Annotated in this window: 14 protein-coding genes and 1 pseudogene; 3 read left to right on the top strand and 12 right to left on the bottom strand. The window is 65.3% G+C overall.

What is annotated here, in order from left to right:
- Positions 1 to 203: 203 nt before the first annotated feature.
- The 10 genes and pseudogenes from murA to rpsT form a co-directional block, all read right to left on the bottom strand.
- Positions 204 to 1,499, bottom strand: a complete 1,296-nt coding sequence (gene murA, locus ACVJ19_RS14115) for a UDP-N-acetylglucosamine 1-carboxyvinyltransferase (protein ID WP_453948620.1) — start codon at positions 1,497 to 1,499, stop codon at positions 204 to 206.
- 121 nt (positions 1,500 to 1,620) lie between these two features.
- Positions 1,621 to 2,088, bottom strand: coding sequence for a hypothetical protein (locus ACVJ19_RS14120; RefSeq protein WP_453948619.1), 468 nt, complete (start codon positions 2,086 to 2,088; stop codon positions 1,621 to 1,623).
- Positions 2,089 to 2,402: 314 nt separating this feature from the next.
- Positions 2,403 to 4,838, bottom strand: a complete 2,436-nt coding sequence (gene gyrB / locus ACVJ19_RS14125) for a DNA topoisomerase (ATP-hydrolyzing) subunit B (RefSeq protein ID WP_453948618.1) — start codon at positions 4,836 to 4,838, stop codon at positions 2,403 to 2,405.
- A 283-nt stretch (positions 4,839 to 5,121) separates the two neighbouring features.
- Positions 5,122 to 5,805 (bottom strand): hypothetical protein, encoded by a 684-nt coding sequence (locus ACVJ19_RS14130; RefSeq protein WP_456739523.1) that lies wholly within the window; start codon positions 5,803 to 5,805, stop codon positions 5,122 to 5,124.
- 120 nt (positions 5,806 to 5,925) lie between these two features.
- A pseudogene (locus tag ACVJ19_RS14135) lies at positions 5,926 to 8,084 on the bottom strand (hypothetical protein).
- A 159-nt stretch (positions 8,085 to 8,243) separates the two neighbouring features.
- On the bottom strand, positions 8,244 to 8,987 hold the full coding sequence (locus tag ACVJ19_RS14140; protein WP_453948616.1) for a hypothetical protein: 744 nt from the start codon (positions 8,985 to 8,987) through the stop codon (positions 8,244 to 8,246).
- Between the two features lie 117 nt (positions 8,988 to 9,104).
- Positions 9,105 to 10,241: a DNA replication/repair protein RecF gene (gene recF, locus ACVJ19_RS14145; RefSeq protein ID WP_453948615.1), complete on the bottom strand. Its 1,137-nt coding sequence runs from the start codon at positions 10,239 to 10,241 to the stop codon at positions 9,105 to 9,107.
- A gap of 202 nt (positions 10,242 to 10,443) precedes the next feature.
- Positions 10,444 to 11,562: a DNA polymerase III subunit beta gene (gene dnaN / locus ACVJ19_RS14150; RefSeq protein ID WP_271582895.1), complete on the bottom strand. Its 1,119-nt coding sequence runs from the start codon at positions 11,560 to 11,562 to the stop codon at positions 10,444 to 10,446.
- A gap of 432 nt (positions 11,563 to 11,994) precedes the next feature.
- Positions 11,995 to 13,407, bottom strand: a complete 1,413-nt coding sequence (gene dnaA, locus ACVJ19_RS14155) for a chromosomal replication initiator protein DnaA (RefSeq protein WP_211403469.1) — start codon at positions 13,405 to 13,407, stop codon at positions 11,995 to 11,997.
- A 1,279-nt stretch (positions 13,408 to 14,686) separates the two neighbouring features.
- A complete protein-coding gene (rpsT, locus tag ACVJ19_RS14160; RefSeq protein WP_035704405.1) occupies positions 14,687 to 14,953 on the bottom strand; it encodes a 30S ribosomal protein S20 in 267 nt (88 codons plus the stop codon).
- Positions 14,954 to 15,325: 372 nt separating this feature from the next.
- Between rpsT and ACVJ19_RS14165 the strand changes: the two genes are divergently transcribed.
- The 3 genes from ACVJ19_RS14165 (at position 15,326) to ACVJ19_RS14175 (ending at position 17,496) form a co-directional block, all read left to right on the top strand.
- Positions 15,326 to 15,643 (top strand): hypothetical protein, encoded by a 318-nt coding sequence (locus tag ACVJ19_RS14165; RefSeq protein ID WP_453948614.1) that lies wholly within the window; start codon positions 15,326 to 15,328, stop codon positions 15,641 to 15,643.
- Positions 15,644 to 15,820: 177 nt separating this feature from the next.
- A complete protein-coding gene (gene msrA / locus ACVJ19_RS14170) occupies positions 15,821 to 16,477 on the top strand; it encodes a peptide-methionine (S)-S-oxide reductase MsrA (RefSeq protein ID WP_453948613.1) in 657 nt (218 codons plus the stop codon).
- A 272-nt stretch (positions 16,478 to 16,749) separates the two neighbouring features.
- The gene (locus tag ACVJ19_RS14175; RefSeq protein WP_453948612.1) at positions 16,750 to 17,496 is read left to right on the top strand and encodes a polysaccharide biosynthesis/export family protein; all 747 of its coding nucleotides are present in this window, start codon (positions 16,750 to 16,752) and stop codon (positions 17,494 to 17,496) included.
- A 139-nt stretch (positions 17,497 to 17,635) separates the two neighbouring features.
- On the opposite strand, the gene ACVJ19_RS14180 is transcribed toward ACVJ19_RS14175, so the two are convergent.
- Positions 17,636 to 18,118, bottom strand: a complete 483-nt coding sequence (locus tag ACVJ19_RS14180) for a hypothetical protein (RefSeq protein WP_453948611.1) — start codon at positions 18,116 to 18,118, stop codon at positions 17,636 to 17,638.
- A gap of 243 nt (positions 18,119 to 18,361) precedes the next feature.
- Positions 18,362 to 19,036 (bottom strand): dienelactone hydrolase family protein, encoded by a 675-nt coding sequence (locus ACVJ19_RS14185; protein WP_453948610.1) that lies wholly within the window; start codon positions 19,034 to 19,036, stop codon positions 18,362 to 18,364.
- Positions 19,037 to 19,084: the final 48 nt, after the last annotated feature.

Here is a 19,084-nt window from a genome sequence, read left to right on the forward strand (position 1 = left end):
GCAGGCGGGGAGAGGCGAAGATCGGCGAGACGGGTGAGGGGTCTCTATCCGCTAGCTCGGACTCGTAGGGTGGGCAAAGGCGCGCTTGCGCCGTGCCCACCATCTATCAATGATTTAGAGAGAAATGGTGGGCACGCTGCGCTTTGCCCACCCTACGATACTGTCGTCGCGGAGAGTTTCTCCCACAATAGAAGAAAAACGCCTCAGCTCTTCCTTTCCGGCACGCGCTTGATCTTCGCGCCCAGTGCGTTCAGGCGTTCCTCGATGCGCTCATAGCCGCGCTCGATCTGGTCGGCGTTGTTGATCGTGGACGTGCCCTCGGCGCAGACCGCGGCCAGCAGCATGGCCATGCCGGCGCGGATGTCGGGCGAGATCATCGAGGCGCCGCGCAGGCGGCTGGGGCCTGCGATGATGGCGCGGTGCGGGTCGCACAGCACGATGCGCGCGCCCATCGCAATCAGCTTGTCGACGAAGAACATCCTGGATTCGAACATCTTCTCGAACATCAGGATCACGCCCTCGCATTGCGTGGCGGTGACGATCGCGATCGACATCAAATCGGCGGGGAAGGCCGGCCAGGGCTGGTCCTCGAGCTTCGGCACATGGCCGCCGAAATCGTCCTGGATCTTCAATGTCTGATTGGAGGGCACGATCAGGTCGTCGCCTTCGACCCGGCAGACGATGCCGAGTCGCTCGAACCCCATGCGGATCGAGCGCAGATGCTCGACGCCCGATCGCACGATACGCAGCTGTGAGCGCGTCACGGCGGCAAGGCCGATCAGCGAGCCGACCTCGATATGGTCGGGCTGGATCCGGTAGGTCGATTCCCCCAGCGTCGCCGGACCATGGATGACCATGGTGTTGGTGCCGATGCCATCGATCTTCGCGCCGAGCGCGACCAGGAAGTTGGCGAGGTCCTGCACATGCGGCTCGGAGGCCGCATTGCGCAAGATGGTGACGCCGTCCGCGGCGACCGCCGCCACCAGCGCGTTCTCGGTCGCGGTGACGCTCGGCTCGTCCAGGAACACGTCGGCACCGGCGAGCTTGGCCGCGCGGAATTCGAGCCGGTCGGTCGCGGTGACCTTCGCGCCGAGCTGTTCGAGCGCCAGCACATGGGTGTCGAGCCGGCGCCGGCCGATGACGTCGCCGCCGGGTGGCGGCAGCATCACTTCGCCGCAGCGGGCGAGCAGGGGACCGGCGAGCAGGATCGAGGCGCGGATGCGGACGCACAGCTCGGGGTCGAGGTCGGCAGCACGAATGCTCTTGGCGTGGATGTGAAGCGTGTTGCGTTCGGTCCATTCGGCGGACGCGCCGACCGAGCGGATCAGCTCGACCAGCGTCTCGGTGTCGCGGATCCGCGGCACGTTCTGAAGCGTCACCGGATGCTCGGTGAGCAGGGCGGCGGCGATGATCGGCAGCGCCGAATTCTTGTTGCCGGACGGCTCGATCGAGCCCGAGAGCCGGTGACCGCCCTCGACGATGTACTGGATGGGCGCCAAATGGAGTCTCGCTGTCCTGTTGGGTGGGCGGGCTGTTTCGGGCGGAAACTACAGAGATTTGAGCGCGGTAGCAATTGCGCTGGTCGCGGTTCGGGGCTTGTCGAGCGCCCTCAGCGGGGCCTCAGAACAGCCCGATGATATTCCCGACCACATAAAGGATCGCGATCAGGATCAGCGCGCCGATCAGGACGAAGGAGATTTCGATCGCGATGGCGCTGGTACCGAGCGTGGCGGCGACGGCGGCAAGAAGCCGCTCCTCCCGGAAGATCAGCGAGAGCACAGAGAGCAGGATGGCAAGCAGGCCGAGCGAGATTGCTGTGGCTGAAGCCGCTTCGCTCCAGCTTCGTCCGGCCGATTTCTCGACCTTGGGCGCCTGGTACTCCACGCCCTTCACCTTCGCGATCACGCGGTCCTTGATGCGATGGCCGGTGTCGACGATGACCTGGTCCGCCGGCGGCGGCGGGAACACGATCGGCACGACCCAGCGCGGCAAAACGGCCGCGATCAGCGCCAGCACGCCGACGATGCTGCCGATGATGCCGAGGCGGCGTGATGACGCGGCGGAACTGGTTGTCGCTGAGGCGATCATGGCGTGACACTTCCCGGCCGGAATTGGCCAACGGGTTCATGCCACTTGGTCGTAATGGTGGGTCGTGAGGTTCAGGGAGGCGGCAATGGGAGCAGATGCTTCTGCCACGAATTCGGTGTGCTCCCTCCCCCGCTTGCGGGGGAGGGCTGGGGAGAGGGTATCGCCGCGAACGAGATAGTCCCCGGGTGGAAAGAGCCCTCACCCGCCGCGCGCGGGACGATGCTTCGCATCGCCCGGGGCGCGTCGACCTCTCCCGCAAGCGGGAGAGGTGCAGCGAATGCTTGGCTAGCAGATCAAATCCAAAGCCATCCGCCTCAGATATCGATCGTCGCGCTGAGCGAATGTTCCTGAATGAAATCGCGGCGCGGCTCGACCACGTCGCCCATCAGCTTGGTGAAGATGTCGTCGGCCTCGTCGACCTCCTTGACCTTCACCTGCAGCAGCGAGCGCACCTCGGTGTCGAGCGTGGTCTCCCAGAGCTGCTCCGGGTTCATCTCGCCGAGACCTTTATAGCGCTGCAGCGTGATGCCCTTGCGCCCGGAATCGGTCACCGCCTCGAACAGGTCGGACGGGCCGTGCACCACGTGCTCGATGTCCTTGCGCCGCAGCTTGCCGGAGCGGGCGTAAACGTCCTGGAGCTTGGTCGTGTACTCGTCGAGCTTGCGGGCCTCGGCGGAGCCGAGCAGCGCGTCGTCGATGATGGCCGCTTCCTTGACGCCGCGCACGGTGCGCTCGAACAGGAAACCCTGGCCCTCGACGAATTGCCCGACCCAGCCGCGCTCGACCTCTTCAGCCTGATTATCGAGTCTGCTCGCGATGTATTGCGCGGCCGCGGCCGCGTTCTCGGGATTGCCGTAGATCGACTTGTTCAGCACGCCGGTGATGGCGGCCTGCTCGACCACCTTGCGATTATAGCGGCTGTGCAGATTGCGCAGGATGCTGCGGACCACGCGGGCGTCGTCGACCAGCGCGCGCAGATCGCGGCCGGAACGGTCGCCGCCCGTGCCGGGGATGTACACGCAGTCATCGAGCCCGGCGTCGATCAGATAGTCTTCCAGCGCCCGCTCGTCCTTCAAATACTGCTCGGACTTGCCGCGCGAAACCTTATAGAGCGGCGGCTGGGCGATATAGAGATAGCCGCCGTCGATGATGTCGCGCATCTGCCGGTAGAAGAACGTCAGCAGCAGCGTGCGGATGTGCGCGCCGTCGACGTCGGCGTCCGTCATCACGATGATCTTGTGATAGCGCAGCTTCTCGACCGAGAAGTCGTCGCTGATGCCGGTGCCGAGCGCGGTGATCAGCGTGCCGATCTGCTCGCTCGACAGCATCTTGTCGGGGCGGACGCGTTCCACGTTGAGGATCTTGCCGCGCAGCGGCAGCACCGCCTGGAACTCGCGGTTGCGGCCCTGCTTGGCGCTGCCGCCTGCCGAGTCACCCTCGACGATGAAGAGCTCGGACTTGGCCGGATCCTTTTCCTGGCAGTCGGCGAGCTTGCCGGGCAGGGAGGAGACCGAGAGCGGGCTCTTGCGCGTCAGCTCGCGCGCCTTTCGCGCGGCTTCGCGGGCGGCGGCGGCCTGGATCACCTTGCCGACGATCATCTTGGCTTCGGACGGGTGCTCCTCGAACCAGGCCTGGAGCGCCTCGTTGAGGACGTTCTCGACCACGGGACGCACTTCCGAGGACACCAGCTTGTCCTTGGTCTGCGACGAGAATTTCGGATCAGGCACCTTCACCGACAGCACGGCCGTCAAGCCTTCGCGGCAGTCGTCGCCGGTGAGCGCGATCTTTTCCTTCTTCGCGTTGGCCTCGGCATAGCCGTTGACCTGGCGCGTCAGCGCGCCGCGGAAACCGGCCAGATGCGTGCCGCCGTCGCGTTGCGGGATGTTGTTGGTGAAGCACAGCACGTTCTCGTGGTAGCTGTCGTTCCACCACAAAGCGGCCTCGACGCCGATGCCGTTGGCTTCCGAGCGCACCATGATGGGCGTCGGCACCAGCGCCTTCTTGTTGCGGTCGAGATATTTGACGAATTCCTCGACGCCGCCGGAATAGTGCATCTCCTCGCGCTTCTCGACCGCATGGCGCATGTCGGAGAGGGCGATGTTGACGCCGGAATTGAGGAAGGCGAGCTCGCGCAGGCGGTGCTCGAGCGTGGCGAAATCATATTCGATGTTCTTGAACGTCTCGGTCGAGGCAAGGAACGTCACCTCGGTGCCGCGCTTGCCCGGCGCATCGCCGACCACCTTGAGCGGTGCGACCGCATCGCCATGGGCGAACTCGATGTAATGCTCCTTGTCGTCGCGCCAGATGCGCAGGCCGAGCTTGCTCGACAGCGCGTTGACGACGGAGACGCCGACGCCGTGCAGGCCGCCGGAGACCTTGTAGGAGTTCTGGTCGAACTTACCGCCGGCGTGCAGCTGGGTCATGATGACCTCGGCCGCCGAGATGCCTTCGCCCTTGTGGATGTCGACGGGAATGCCGCGGCCGTCGTCGCGCACGGTGACGGAATTGTCGGCGTTGAGGATCACGTCGACGCGCGAGGCGTGGCCCGCGAGCGCCTCGTCGATCGCGTTGTCGACGACCTCGTACACCATGTGGTGCAGGCCCGAGCCGTCGTCGGTGTCGCCGATATACATGCCGGGGCGCTTGCGGACGGCATCGAGACCCTTGAGCACGCGGATCGATTCCGCACCGTATTCGCTCGGATTGGAGGGCTCGTTTTCGGCAGCGGGCTGCCGAGCAGGTTCTGTCATGAGAGGCCTTCGAAATGTCGCCCGAATCAGCGGCGCAAAAGGCGCTGATTTGCGAGCTATTTGTGCCATGAAAGACCGCTTGCGCCTAGCGCAAAGTATCTTCCGGCAACCCTTTGAGCAGATAGAGTTTTTGGGCCGGTTTTCAAGGCGTTAGAAGGCCGATTCCGAGGCCCACGAAAAGCCCGATTCGAGACCCTGTTTTTGGCCCTTGAAGGCGTGGATTTTGCGGGGGTGAGGAGCGTGTTCCGAGGCGCGGCGGCGCGCCCGAACAGGCCTCTGGGGTTCAGTAGATCTGGGACGGTTTCTTATCGTCGCTGAGGCTCCAGGCCTCGCCTGAGGCCACGGTGATGGTATCGGTGCGCAGTAGAAGGCCCCACGCGCGCAGCTGGTAGGAATACGTGCCGGGCGGCAGATCCAGCACTTGTGGATGGTTTTCGCCGCCCGCGATCTCAATGGTTTGATCGTTGATCACAAGCGAAGCCACGTCTGGCCTTAGATAGCCGAATATCAGCCGCGCCTGTCCTGATGTCGGCAGGACATTGGCCTTGGCCGCGGCCTCCGGATTCCTTTGCGCCAGGCTGACCGTGGTCTCGCCCTTGGCGCGGCCAAGCTTCAGGGTGGCCGGGCCCTTCGGGGAGACGAAGGCGAGTTGCACGCGATCGGCGGCGATCACCGCGTCATCCGGCTTCTCCTGCCAGCCGCGCTGTCCGAACTCTCTACGGTAGAAGGCGAGTACCTCGCTGAGCTCCGCGGGCACGCGCGCTTCGATCTCGCGCCGGAACGGGGCCTCGGCGCCATGCGCCTGCGTGGTGTGGAATTGGCTGAAGCTGCTTTGCTTCGGTGCCGGCATCTCGACGGCGGGATCTGCCGTCAGCGGCTCCTTCGAACAGCCTGCGAGAAGAGTGAGGGCGCACACCAGCAGCCGCCATCGTGCCGGGACTTTCGCCCCGCGCCTTACCGTCGTCATGCCCACTCTCCAGGGATATCGCGCGTCGTGATCTTCGCGCGATGCAGCGGCTGCGACCCGGTCGCCGCCGCTTCTCGATGACTAGTCGCCCCGCGAACCCGATAGGTTCAGGCGGCGGGCTCAATACATCTGCAGCGGAAGCACCTCGCCGGTCGGACCCACCATGAGGCCCCAGGCATCGCCTGCGGCAACCGTGAGGGTCTCGGTGCGGGCCGGGCGCCCCGGCATCCGCAGCGCGTACTGGTATGTCCCGGGCGCCAGATCCAGCATCGGGCCTTTCGGCGATTGCGGGCCGCCGGCGCCGGCCGCGATCTTGACGGTCTGCTTGTTGATCGTGAGCGATGCTTCCTTGTCGCCCATATTGCCGATCATCAGCCTGGCCTGGCCTGGCCCGGCCTGGGCATGATGTCCGCCTTGGTCGCGGCATCCGGATTCTTCTGCGCCAGATTGACTGTGGTCTCGCCCCTGGCGCGGCCGAGCTTGAGCACGGCCGGGCCTTGCGGCGAGGTGAAGTCGATCTGCGCGCGCTCCGCGGACACGGTCGCGCCCTCGGTCTTTTCCTGCCAGCCGAGCTTGCCAAGCTCGGTGCGGTAGAACGCCAGCACGTCGCCGAGCGGGGCTGGAATGCTCGCTTCCAGCTCGCGGCGGAACGGCGTCTCCGTGCCCGGCAGTTTTGTGGTTGCGAGCGAGGTCGACGACCGCTGCGTCGGCACGGGAAGCTGGGATTCGGGATCGGGCTTGAGCGGCTCGGACGACTTGGCCTGCACCTCCGGGGCGGCCGCGGGCTTGGCGGCGGCCACCATGAGGCCGGAGCCGTTGGCGCTGACATTCACCTTCGGGCCCATCTGCATCACGGTCATCGAGATCGACTTGCCGGCCTTCGAGAACGTCATCACCGCCATGTTGGGCTGGTTGATGACGGAGGGCTGCTCCTTCCAGCCCGCATTCTTCAACGAAGCGCGGTAGAAGGTGCCGAGCGCCTTCACGCTCGATGTGGAGGAGAATTCGAGCCGGCCGTCGCCGCCTTCGAACTTCACGCCTTCGGCGTTCTCAGGCAACGGCACCGGCGTCTTGCTGTCGGCGAGCGCATTGAGCGGCGCATCGGACAGCGCGGCCGCCTGCACCTTGCGCTGCGCTTCGTCGGCGGCGATGAGCTGCTTGGCCGCACCCAGCGCATCCCCAAGGAATTTCTCGTCGGCTTCCTTCTTCGCCTTGGCGCGGGCGGCGAGCGCGGAGTCCTTCACCTGCGCGGTCAGGCTGACCATGGTGAAATCGTATTTGCGGCCGAGCCGCAGCACGCCGGTTTCATCAGTGTTGGAGATCTTGATCGCGACCTCGTCGCCGGGTGCGAGCGGCGCGCTGCCGTCCTCCTGCCAGCCGCGCGCGGCGAGCTCGCGGTGATAGAAGGCGAGCACGGCGGGCAGCTCGGCCATCGCGGCCGCCGACATCTCGCGCTTGTTGGAGCTTGCGCTGCCGAGGCTTTTGGCCGTCTTGGTCGGATTCGGCCGCGGCAGGCCGGCAAGATCGCCATCGGCCTTGAGCTCGCTGGGCAAGGCGAACGGCGCGACGCGGATGTCGACATTGGTGCGGCCGTCGTCGCGGCGCGTCAGCGTCAGCATGACCGGCTTCTGCTTGTAGAAGCCGGTGGCCTCGCTGTCGGCATGCTCGTAGAACGCGCGCACGCCGTTCGGGACGGTCTCGTCCAGGCTGGTCGTCCAGCGCGCCGCCGTTTTCGGCGTGAGCTTGCGCCAGCCGATCGCATCCATCTGGCTCTTGTAGAAGTCCGATGTTGCCTCGAGCGCGCTGGGCGCGATGCAGCCGAGATAGGGTCTCGTGCCGTCGAACATGATGTCGCTGGCGCCGTCGGGGAACGGCACGTTGCCGTAGATCCGGTCGGTCGAGTAGTAGACCACGGACTGGTCGGGCCGGCCGAGCGCCTGCGTGAAATGAACGGACAGGCCCTGCCGTCCTTTCTTGAAATTCAGCGTGGTGCTCTTCTCCTCCAGCGGGCGCACATAGGGCACCCAGCCGGCCGCGCTGAGAAGCTTCTTCACCGCCGGCGATGTCACGGCTTCCGGCGTCGGCATGCGATATTCGACGCGGTAGCGATCGGGGCGCGAGGTATCCTCCACCGCACCCTCGAGCTGCGGCAGCGCGTGGACGTCGACGATGCCGTCGTCGGCGCGCGCCGGCAGCGAAGCGCCCGCCGTGAGCAGAAGGCCGCAGGCAAGCAGCCGCCAGCGTGCCGGGACCTGCGTCCCGCGCTTGATCATCGACATCGCCAAAACTCCTGGATTTCGCGCGGGTCGACCCCTCGCGCAATTGCAGGCAGCGACACCGTCGGCGCGGCCTCGGATGAGAAGTCGCGGCAGGAACCGGGCAGGTTCAACCGGGTATTCTGGTAGCGGGCGCGAAGGGCTGACCGAGAGGCGACAGGCTCAATACAGATGGAGCGGTGACCACGCGTCGCCGTCGCGTCCGACCGTGAGCTCCCAGGTATCGCCGGCCGCGATGACGAGGGTGTTGGTATGGGCCGCGTGGCCCGGCACGTTCACTTCGTAAGGATATTTGCCCGGCGGCAGATCCAGCGCGACGGCGTTGGCGCCGCGGGCGCGCGTGATGGTCCGCGCGTCGATCGTGAGCACGGCGTCCGTCTCGGCGATATTGGCGAACACCACCTTGGCCTGGCCGGGTTCGGGCATGACGTTCGCCCTGGTCGCCGTGTCCGAATTCTTCTGCACGAGCTCGACCGCGGTGCTGTTGTCCTTGCGGTGGAGCGCCAGCCGCGCCGGTCCCAGCGGGGAGGCGAAGGTGAGCTGCACGTGATCGGCGGCGATCACCGCGCCGTCGGGCTTTTCGTGCCAGCCGAGCTTGCCGAGCTCGGTGCGATAGAAGGCGAGCACGTCGCCGAGTTCGGCGGGCACGGTGGCCTCCAGCCTGGTGCGGAGCGGGGCATCGATGCCGCTCACCACGGTGGTGTGGATTCCTCTGTAGCTGTAGCGGGTCGGCGCGGGCAGCTTGGCCTCGGGATCCGGCGTGAGCTCGGCCGAGAGCAATGTCGACAGATGCGGTGCCCACGCGCTGGTGCTTGCCGCGAGCATGCAGATCGCGAGGAAAACGAGGCCGCACGCAAACGCCCGCCATCGTGCCGGGGCGTGCGCCCCGGTCCTTACCGTCCGCATCTTTCTCTCCAGAGATATCGCGCGTGATGTCATTGCGCGATTGCAACGGCTGCGACACCGTCGGCGCGGCCTCGCAGAGCTAGTCGCTGACGGAACCGAGCGGGTTCAATGCGGAGTCTAGCGCCGGGCCGATACGCGTCCGCTCTCGACGTCAAACACCTCGCCGCCGGCGCCAATCTCGACGAAGGCGGCCGGGTCCGCGCCGGTCAGCCAGACCTGCGCGCCGAGCTTGCGCAGCTCGTCGAACAGCGCGGCGCGCCGGTTCGGATCGAGATGGGCGACGACCTCGTCGAGCAGCAGCAGCGGCACGATGCCGGTCATCTCGGCGACCAGCGTGGCGTGCGCCAGCACGAGGCCGATCAGGAGCGCCTTCTGCTCGCCCGTGGATGCGTCGCGCGCGGGCATGCTCTTCGGCGCATAGATCACCTGGAGGTCGGTGAGATGCGGGCCGTCGGTGGTGCGGCCGGCAATCGCATCGCGTGGACGGTTGTCGCGCAGGATCTGGCGGTAGCGGTCCTCGACCGACGTCGCGGTCTCCTGGAGCAGCGCATTCTCCATCCAGCCGTCGAGCGCGATCTGCGCCGACGGGAATGCGGATTGCTGTGCGCGTGTGTTGAGCATGCCGGTCAGCCGCGCCGCGGTCTGGCCGCGCGTGGCGGCGACCGCGACGGCGAGCTCGGCGGTCTCGCGCTCGATCGCATCGCACCAATGGTCGTCGTAATTGCGCGTCTCGAGCAGGCGGTTGCGCGAGCGGAGAGAGCGTTCCAGCGCGTTGATGCGGCTGGAATGCTCGCTGTCGATGGCGAGCACGAGGCGATCGAAGAAGCGCCGCCGCTCGGAGGCCGCGCCCATGAACAGCCCGTCCATCGCCGGCGTCAGCCACACCATGCGGATGTGGTCGCCGAAGCTGGTGGCCGAACCCACCGGCTCGCGGTCGATGCGGCAGCGCCGGCTGACCGGGCTGTCTGCACGCGGCGCATCGATGCCGGTGCCGAGCGTCGCGAGCCCCAGCGCGCCCTCGACCTGCGCCGACACCGCCCATGAGCCGTCGCCCTGGTTGTCGGCGACGTCCTCCAGCGTGGCGCGCCGGAGGCCCCGGCCCGGCGACAGGAACGAGATCGCCTCGATGCAATTGGTCTTGCCCGCCCCGTTTGGCCCGACCAGCGCCACCATGTCAGCCGCCGTCTCGAGCCCCGCCGCCCGGTAATTCCGAAAATGCGTCAGCGTCAGCCGATGAATGCGGGAGGGGGTCATGTTCTATTCGTCATGGGCGCGCGCTCTCCCTTTGCGGGAGCATGCCGTAGGGTGGGCAAAGGCGCGCTCTGCGCGCACCATGCCCACGTTTCGCCGCGATACGTGCCGTTGCATGGTGGGCACGCTTTCGCCTTCGCTCTTCGAGCTACGGCGGAAGCTTTGCCCACCCTACGGCTCCGATGGATGGTCGAGAGAGCGCCCCTCACACCCGCATCGGCATCAGCACGTACAGTGCGCTCTTGTCGTCGCGGTCCTGGACCAGGGTGGGCGAGCCGGGGTCGGCGAGCCTGAGCGTTGCGACCTCGCCTTCGATCTGGGCGGCGATGTCGAGCAAATAGCGGGAGTTGAAGCCGATATCGAGGGCGTCGGAGGCGTATTCGACCTCGAGCTCTTCGGTCGCGCTGCCGGAATCCGGGTTGGTCACCGACAGCACCAGCTTGCCCGCCGACAGCGACAGTTTGACCGCGCGCCCACGTTCGCTGGAGATGGTGGAGACGCGGTCGACCGCGTTCTCAAAGTCCTTCTTGTCGACGACGAGCTCCTTGTCGTTGCCTTGCGGAATGACGCGGCCATAGTCGGGGAAGGTGCCGTCGATCAGCTTCGAGGTCAGCACGACGTTGCCGATGGTGAAGCGGATCTTGGCCTGCGACAGCTCGATCGTCATCTCGGCGTCGGTGTCCTCGATCAGGCGCTGTACCTCGCCGACCGTCTTGCGCGGCACGATCACGCCGGGCATGCCCTCGGCGCCCTTGGGCTGCACCAGGTCGAGCTGGGCGAGGCGGTGGCCGTCGGTGGCAACGCCGCGCAGGGTCGCGGCCTTGGCCGTGCCGGCGGCGTGCAGATAGATGCCGTTGAGATAGTAGCGCGTCTCCTCCGTCGAGATCGCGAACTGGGTGCGGTCGATCAGCCGCTTGACGTCCTTGGCGGCGAGCGAGAAGGAATGCGACATGTCGCCGGCGGCCAGATCCGGGAAATCATTCTCCGGCAGCGTCTGCAGCGTGAAGCGCGAGCGGCCGGCGCGGATCGCCAGCACGGCGCGGTCGCCGTCGGCTTCCAGCACGATCTGCGAGCCGTCAGGCAGCTTGCGCACGATGTCGTAGAACATGTGCGCCGGCACGGTGGTGGAGCCGGCGGTGGCGGTTTCCGCGGCCAGCGTTTCCGTCACCTCCAGGTCGAGGTCGGTCGCCTTCAGCGACAATTTGGCGTTCTCGGCTCGGACCAGCACGTTGCCGAGGATCGGGATCGTGTTGCGGCGCTCGACCACGCGGTGGACATGGCCCAGTGACTTCAGGAGTTGCGCGCGTTCGACCGTAACCTTCATTGCACTACTCGCCCGATCCCCAAGAAAACACAGCGTTGAGAAGGCCGGGCGGCGGGACGCGCACCACGGCACCGAAGACCCCCGGCAGGCCGGGGTCATCCAGCCGATATGACCAAAGCCGTCCGGGTCGCGCAAGGTGGCTCGGATGGCCCCCGGATTCAAGAGATCGGGGGCAGTTCCCCCACGATTTACAGGCAGAAGCGTAACCGTCGCCCAGACACAGGTGCGCTCCCTCGCCCCGTTCTTACGGGGAGAGGGTTGGGGTGAGGGGCCTCTCTCCGCGTATGACCATGTCGAGGGACCTGTACCCCCTCACCCGAATTCGATCTGCGATCGAATTCGACCTCTCCCCGCATCCGCCTTCGCCAAGGCTTCGGCGGACAGGAGCGGGGAGAGGTGAAGGAAATGGGGAGAGGTGAAAGAAATAGGCCTTTATTCCTGAAGCTGGCGCTTCAGCGACTCCACTTCCTCCGACAGCGCGGTGTCCTTGGAAACCAGTGCCTCGATCTTGCGTACGGCGTGCAGCACCGTGGTGTGGTCGCGTCCGCCGAAGCGGCGGCCGATCTCGGGCAGCGAGCGCAGGGTCAGCGTTTTGGCGAGGTACATCGCCACCTGGCGCGGGCGGACCACGTTGGCGGTGCGGCGCGAGGAGAGCAGGTCGGAGCGGCTGACATTGTACTGCCGGGCCACCACGCGCTGGATGTCCTCGATCTTGATCCGCTTCGGCTCCTGCGGCCGGACCAGGTCGCGCACCTCGCGCTCGGCCATCTCCAGCGTCACCGGCTGGTTGTTGAGCTTGGAGTGCGCCAGGAGGCGGTTGATCGCGCCTTCGAGGTCGCGGCCGTTATGGGTGATGGTGCGTGCGAGATAATGCAGCACCTCCTCCGGCACGTCGAAGGTCGCGTGATGGGCGCGGGCAGCGGCGACGCGCGACTTGAGAATGCCGTGGCGCAGCTCCTCGCCGAGCGAGCCCATCTCGACCACGAGGCCGCCGGCAAGCCGCGAACGCACGCGATCGTCGAGGCTTTCGAGATCGGACGGCGGACGGTCGGCCGCGATCACGACCTGACGGCCGGCGTCGATCAGCGCGTTCAGCGTGTGACAGAACTCGGCCTGCGTCGACTTGCCCTGCAGGAACTGCAGATCGTCGATCACGAGCACGTCGATGCCGCGCAGCGCTTCCTTGAAGGCCAGCGCCGTCTGCGTCTTCAGCGCGGCGACGAAGCCGTACATGAATTTTTCGGCGGTGAGATACAGCACCTTGCGCTCGTTGCCGGAATTGCCGGCCCAGGTCACCGCCTGGAGCAGATGCGTCTTGCCGAGGCCGACGCCGGCATGGATGTAGAGCGGGTTGAACATCACGGGATCGCCGCGGCGTCCCTCGGCAACCTGGCGCGCGGCCGCATGGGCCAGCGTGTTGGAGCGGCCGACGACGAAGCTTGCAAAGGTAAGGCGCGGATCGAGCGGCGAGCCGCCGAGCGCGTCATGATTGGCCGAGACCGGCGCGGTCGCGGTCGAGCGCAGCTCGGGCGCGGGCGCACGGCGTGCTTCGACCGGCGCGGGCGCTTCCTTCGGCGGCGCCACCGGGCGCACGGCGGAGCGAACGGTGAGGTCGATGCGATGCACTTCCGGCATCTCGGCCTGCCAGCACGACAGCACGCGCTCGGCATAATGGGCCTGGATCCAGCTCTTCAGGAAGCGGGTCGGCACCGAGAGCCGCACGCTCTCTTCCTGCACGCCTTCGAGATCCATGCGTGCAAACCAGCTCGTATAGACGTCTTCGCCAACGCTCGAGCGCAGCCGACCCTTCACGCGTGACCAGCGATCCTGTTCCGATGTGTTCATCGTCAAAACTTCTCTTGAGAGCTCAGATTGAATTTGTGAGCGCCATGCAGGGTTCCTGCCGAAATCCCCGCAAATGACGCGACCTCGAGCGAGTCCATCGTCAGGCATGGCTCGACCGTTCGGCGCAAAGCGCCGCGGGTCAGATCAGCGATGTCTTTGATGGAGGGGTCGCGAGGTCAGCGCGTACTCGACGCGCCCGTGCATGTAGGAGGCTGAACGCAGGACGGATCGGAAACGGCATCGTCGAACGATGGAACTTGAGTCAATACCGCGTTGAATCCGTAGGACATGATACCCTCCCCGTCCTGCCGTGATTGCTCACGGCAAGGTCCTGCGTAAAAGACAACCGCGCCGTATTCCTGTCGCGGATGCCTGCCCGTCTGCACTATCGTCCGTTCGGCTTCGCCATCACGAATGTCGGGGTAGCTGCAAGATGTCTCTCATGTGCGCCTGGCGCGAGCGAGATATTTGAGATCCCGCTTGGAGACATTCAGACAAAGAGCTACCGTTCCCACATTGCTATGGGTTTTGAACCGACAATCGCTTGTTGAAGCGTCGCCAACGTGCACACCGCCGCCGATTTGCACGCTCGCCCCGTTTCCGATACCGCGCTGGTCTCAAGATCGTGGGCGCCGCGAACGACTTAAGGAATACACTAAGCGGAAAGACTCGCAATCGAATTGATTCAGAGTTGAGACAACTAAAAACTTGACCAGCGTTAACGCCGCGCGGGACTTGTGCACAGGCTCGAGACCAAGAGTTTGAATCAGCGCGCAGAATCGAACGACGCGCGCGTCATGTGACAATTCTCCGCCATCGCCAAAAAATTTTTACAAAAACGTCACGCGTGCGCCGCGCGAACGAATTTTCCAAATGGTTGTGCGCGCTATGTCGATAAGTGATTATCGAGACACCGTTTTTTGAGTCTCGTTTCGCAGGGTAACCCATCGCGAAACGTGTTCCAGTGAAACTACGGTGTTGAGAACTGTTGCGCGCGGGAATTCAACTTGCGCCTGCCTCGCAAGGGTTTCTCACAAGGGTCTTTCGCAGCGCGGTGAAAGTTTTCCGCTGCTGCAACATCACCCGCAGGTAGAACTGCGGAACGCATCATAATGCGGACGATGCAAATCTCCCACGCGGAGATTGCGAGGCGCGTGACCGCTTGCGTGAATATGACAGGCAACGAAAAAGCCCGGCGCGATGCCGGGCTCTTTGTCGTGCTGATCGGATCAACCGATCGGATGATGTCGCAAGCTCACCTGCGAGCTTACTTGCAAGTTCACTTGGCGAGCTTGGCGATCTGCGCGGTGAGGCGCGAGACTTTGCGGCTGGCGTTGTTCTTGTGAATGATGTTGCGCTGCGCGGCGCGCATCAGGGCGGGCTCGGCAGTCGCCAGCGCCTTCACGGCGGCGGCGCGATCGCCGGTCTTGATGGCTTCCTCGACAGTGCGCACGGCGCCGCGCATCTGGGTGCGGCGCGACTTGTTGACGGCGGTGCGGCGGGCGATCTTGCGCGTCGCTTTCTTGGCGGAAGTGGTATTGGCCATTGTCTCAATATCCTTTGCGGGTACCGGTCGCGTCTTGGTCGGGTAGCGCCGGCTTGCTTGACCGCGGAATCGACGCTCGGATTTAGGGTGTTCGGTTGCTGGGCCGTTCCCGGAACATGAGGCCTAAAGAGCCTGCAACTGCTCAAAGAACAGCGGCGGCAGGATTGCGCCCGCCGCCAGTTGGCGCCCTTATAGAGAGGGTCTGTGGCACCGTCAACGCTTTCCGGGCTGGAAAACAGGCCTCAGACGGGCCAGACGGGGGCCGTAACGCCCTGAAGAGGTTGAATTTCTGCCGTCCTCCGGCTATTGGCTGGCGGCATTTCATCGGCGTTTCCAGGGCTCGTCCGATCGGACGACCGTATAGGGTGAGGCATGATCCGCGGCTTTTTCCGACTGATTGGGCTGTTGCTGCTCGCCGGTGGGTTCATCTTCATGGTCTATGACGGCGCCCGCTGGGTCGCCGACCAGACCCTGCGGTTCACCCGGTTTGGCCAGTTCTGGAACGACATCAACCAGGCCAGCCAGACCGCATTCCGGACCTGGGTCGAGGCCAAGGCGCCCTGGCTCTGGACCTCGGTGGTCCGCCTCGTGCTGGACCAGCCGGTCTTCGCCGTCCTCGGCATTCTGGGCATCCTGCTGATGGTCCTGTTCCGGCCGCGCAAGCCGCTGATCGGCTATACCCGGGATTGATCTTTCAATTCCCGCCGGGATTGATCTCTCAATTCCCGCCGGGATTGAGCACCTCTTGGGGCGTGGCGTAACAACGCTGCCCCTTCGTGCGTAAACACCTATATTCCCACCTGATCGCGAGCACGCCGCCTGAGCATCTGGCTCACGCGACGGACAGCTCGTTTCGGAGATCCGATCATGCTGTTCATGCGCAAGACCACCGCATTGCCGAGCGCAGCTGAAGCGCTGCCGGGCCGTGCGCAAGCCATCCCGACTGCGACCACTCATTTCGTCAACGGCAGCAAATTGCAGCCGCCTTATCCCGCCGGCCTCGAGCAGGCGGTGTTCGGGCTCGGCTGCTTCTGGGGCGCCGAGCGCAAATTCTGGGAGCTCGGCGACGGCATTTACACCACCGCCGTCGGCTATGCCGGCGGCCACACGCCGAACCCGACCTATGAAGAAGTCTGCTCGGGCCGCACCGCCCACACCGAAGTGGTGCTGGTCGTGTTCGATCCGAGCAAGATCTCTTACGAGCGCCTGTTGAAGACGTTCTGGGAGAGCCACAACCCGACGCAGGGCATGCGCCAGGGCAACGACGTCGGCACGCAGTACCGAAGCGCGATCTACACTCACTCGGATGCGCAGGAGCAAGCGGCCGACGAGTCCAAGGCGCTCTACCAGAAGGCGCTTGCCGCAAAAGGTCTCGGCGCCATCACCACCGAGATCGCCCCCGCCGGCGAATTCTATTTCGCCGAGGACTACCACCAGCAATATCTGGCGAAGAATCCCGCCGGCTATTGTGGCTTAGGGGGCACCGGCGTGTCCTGCCCGATCGGCGTCGGCGTGAGCGTGTAGTTTTAAGTCGCGGAAGCCTGCTCCGGGCTCGCTGCACCTCCCCCGCTTGCGGGGGAGGTCGCATTGCATCGTGAGATGCAATGCGGGAGAGGGCTCTCTCCTCTTGGGGAGTCTCTGTGTGGAGACACCCTCTCCCCAACCCTCTCCCGCAAGCGGGAGAGGGGGCGCACCGTCTGCGTAGCAGGCACGATCGCACCGTCGCCGCCCCTCAACGCTTTATTAACCATAACCGGTGCATCACTGGAGCCATCTCGTTTCGAGGGACAGGTCCGGTGCCGGTTGCACGCGCGTTTCGATGGTCGATCTCGGCAGTGGCCCTGGCAGCGTCCGCCGCGCTTGCCCTTGGCGGCTGCATGCAGACCGCCGGCCCCGTCGCGATGGTGCAGCCCCGGCCCGATCTCGATTCGATGGCCTATGGCCAGCCCTACAGCGCGCCGCAGCCGGTCGTCGTCGCCGACGGCGGCGGCGCCATCGGCGCGCTGCGCAACTCCTTCGCCTCCGCGCCCGCGCCCATGCCGGTCGGCTACGCCGCGCCGATGGCGGCACCAGGACGCTACGACGCTTCCTATCATCTCGACGCCGGCGACAAGCTCCGCGTCGTGGTCTACGGCCAGGAAGGTCTCACCAACAGCTACGCCATCGATGCCGGCGGCTCCATCACCATGCCGCTGATCGGCGCGGTGCCTGCGCGCGGCCGCACCACCGCAGGCCTCGCCGGCGAGATCGGGGCGCGCCTGCGCAACGGCTACATCCGCGAACCCTCGGTTGCCGTCGAGATCGACACCTATCGCCCGTTCTTCATCCTCGGCGAAGTCTCCGCGCCCGGCCAATATCCCTATGTGCCGAACATGACGGTCGAAAGCGCCGTCGCCATCGCCGGCGGTTTCTCGCCGCGCGCCAAGCGCGACGTGGTCACCGTGACGCACAGCGAGAACGGCGGCGCCATGCGCGCCGTGGTGCCGCTCGGCACGCCGCTTGCGCCCGGCGACACCGTGTTCGTCGGCGAGCGCTGGTTCTGAAACCCGCCGTCATTCCGGGGCGATGCGCCAGCATCGAACCCGGAATCTCGAGCTTCTCAGGTGCGCAAGTGCGCACCAGAGTTCGCGCTTCGCGCGCCCCGGAATGACGGGGGATAGAAAAGCGCGCTCCGCCAGGAGTTCACCTCCGAAAATCCAGCCGTCCGTTCGGAAAACATCCATCGATCCTGCCGGCGTCGACCACGCGCCCGACCCACGGCCGCATGATCGCGGGATTGGTGAGGTTGATGTACTTGCCGATCAGCCGGCCGGTGTCGTCGCGCGCGGCATCGATCAGCCCGTGCCGGCGGCCATGGTCCCAGTCGAACCGCAGATAGATGCGCCCGCCCGCAACCCGAACTTCGGCGCGCCCCTCTTTCCATTTGTCCGGCGTATCACCCGCAATGGTCGGATCGGCGCCACCGTTCCAGCGGCTCGCCCAGATGCCTTCGAGTGGATCGGATGATGCGCCGATGGATGCCCATTGCGCCGCGTTGACGTCCGCGGCATCGCCGGCAAGCGTGGCGGAAACGGCGTAGTCCATCACCTCGGAATCACTGGGCGCAGGGACGTCCATGGTTCCGAACGGATTGCGGATGACGAGGTTCGTATTGGCCTGCTGCATGGCGATCTCCCGGCGTGAGTTGATCGGCCAGCTCTATCGCCGTGCGCCATGATGCAGCCACCCGATTCCTGCTTTGAGGGATGGCACAACTCTCTGCTTCGTCATTCCGGGATGCGCCGCGAAGCGGTGCAGGCCCGGAATCCATAACCACGAACTGGGGTTATGGATTCTCAGGTGCGCAATTGCGCACCATAGCTCGCGACTTCGTCGCGCCCCGGAATGACAAGAGGAGAGGGACGGGCGCTACTTCGCCAAATGCTTCGCGAAAAATTCCAGGCTGCGCGGCCAGGCGATGTCGGAACTCGCCTTGTCGTAGCTCGGCCGCTCGTCGCAATGGAAGCCGTGCTGCGCGCCGGGATAGATGAAGACCTCGACGTCCGGCCGCCTGGTCTTGATCGTCGCGACATCGGTCAGCGGAATGCCGGCATCCTTCTCGCCGAAATGCAGCTGCGTTGGCGCCTTCGGCGTCTCATCGGCGAAGCGCACGACCGCGCCGCCGTAATAGCCGACCGCGGCCTTCAGTCCCGACAGCCGCGTCGCCGCGACGAAGGCGATGCTGCCACCGAGACAGAATCCGATGATGCCGACCGGGCCGACAGACTTCACCGCATCGATCGCAGCTTGCGTGTCGCGCAGCATCGCAGCCCAGTCCGGATTGGCGACGAACTTGCGTGCTTCCGCGATCTCGTCGGGCGTATAGCCGGACTGGAAGTTCGGCGTGGTCCGGTCGAAGATCGATGGCGCGATCGCGACATAGCCCTCTTTGGCCAGGCGATCGCAGACCGAGCGGATGTGATGGTTGACGCCAAAAATCTCCTGGATCACCACGATTGCGCCCTTTGGGCTGCCTGTGGGATCGGCGCGATAGGCGCCGAACTGGAAATTATCGGAAGCCGTCAGTTTGATGTCCTGTCCCACGCGGGTTGTCCTTCTTGGTTACTACGAACTCAGTCTCTCCCCTCATCC

This window comes from Bradyrhizobium sp. USDA 376 (genome assembly GCF_054063675.1).

Coding starts and splice junctions, on each gene's coding strand:
- dnaA (WP_211403469.1), bottom strand. CDS start 13,407: ATGAACACATCGGAACAGGATCGCTGGTCACGCGTGAAGGGTCGGCTG.
- ACVJ19_RS14165 (WP_453948614.1), top strand. CDS start 15,326: ATGATCCGCGGCTTTTTCCGACTGATTGGGCTGTTGCTGCTCGCCGGT.
- ACVJ19_RS14130 (WP_456739523.1), bottom strand. CDS start 5,805: ATGACGACGGTAAGGCGCGGGGCGAAAGTCCCGGCACGATGGCGGCTG.
- gyrB (WP_453948618.1), bottom strand. CDS start 4,838: ATGACAGAACCTGCTCGGCAGCCCGCTGCCGAAAACGAGCCCTCCAAT.
- ACVJ19_RS14140 (WP_453948616.1), bottom strand. CDS start 8,987: ATGCGGACGGTAAGGACCGGGGCGCACGCCCCGGCACGATGGCGGGCG.
- dnaN (WP_271582895.1), bottom strand. CDS start 11,562: ATGAAGGTTACGGTCGAACGCGCGCAACTCCTGAAGTCACTGGGCCAT.
- rpsT (WP_035704405.1), bottom strand. CDS start 14,953: ATGGCCAATACCACTTCCGCCAAGAAAGCGACGCGCAAGATCGCCCGC.
- ACVJ19_RS14180 (WP_453948611.1), bottom strand. CDS start 18,118: ATGCAGCAGGCCAATACGAACCTCGTCATCCGCAATCCGTTCGGAACC.
- msrA (WP_453948613.1), top strand. CDS start 15,821: ATGCTGTTCATGCGCAAGACCACCGCATTGCCGAGCGCAGCTGAAGCG.
- ACVJ19_RS14120 (WP_453948619.1), bottom strand. CDS start 2,088: ATGATCGCCTCAGCGACAACCAGTTCCGCCGCGTCATCACGCCGCCTC.
- recF (WP_453948615.1), bottom strand. CDS start 10,241: ATGACCCCCTCCCGCATTCATCGGCTGACGCTGACGCATTTTCGGAAT.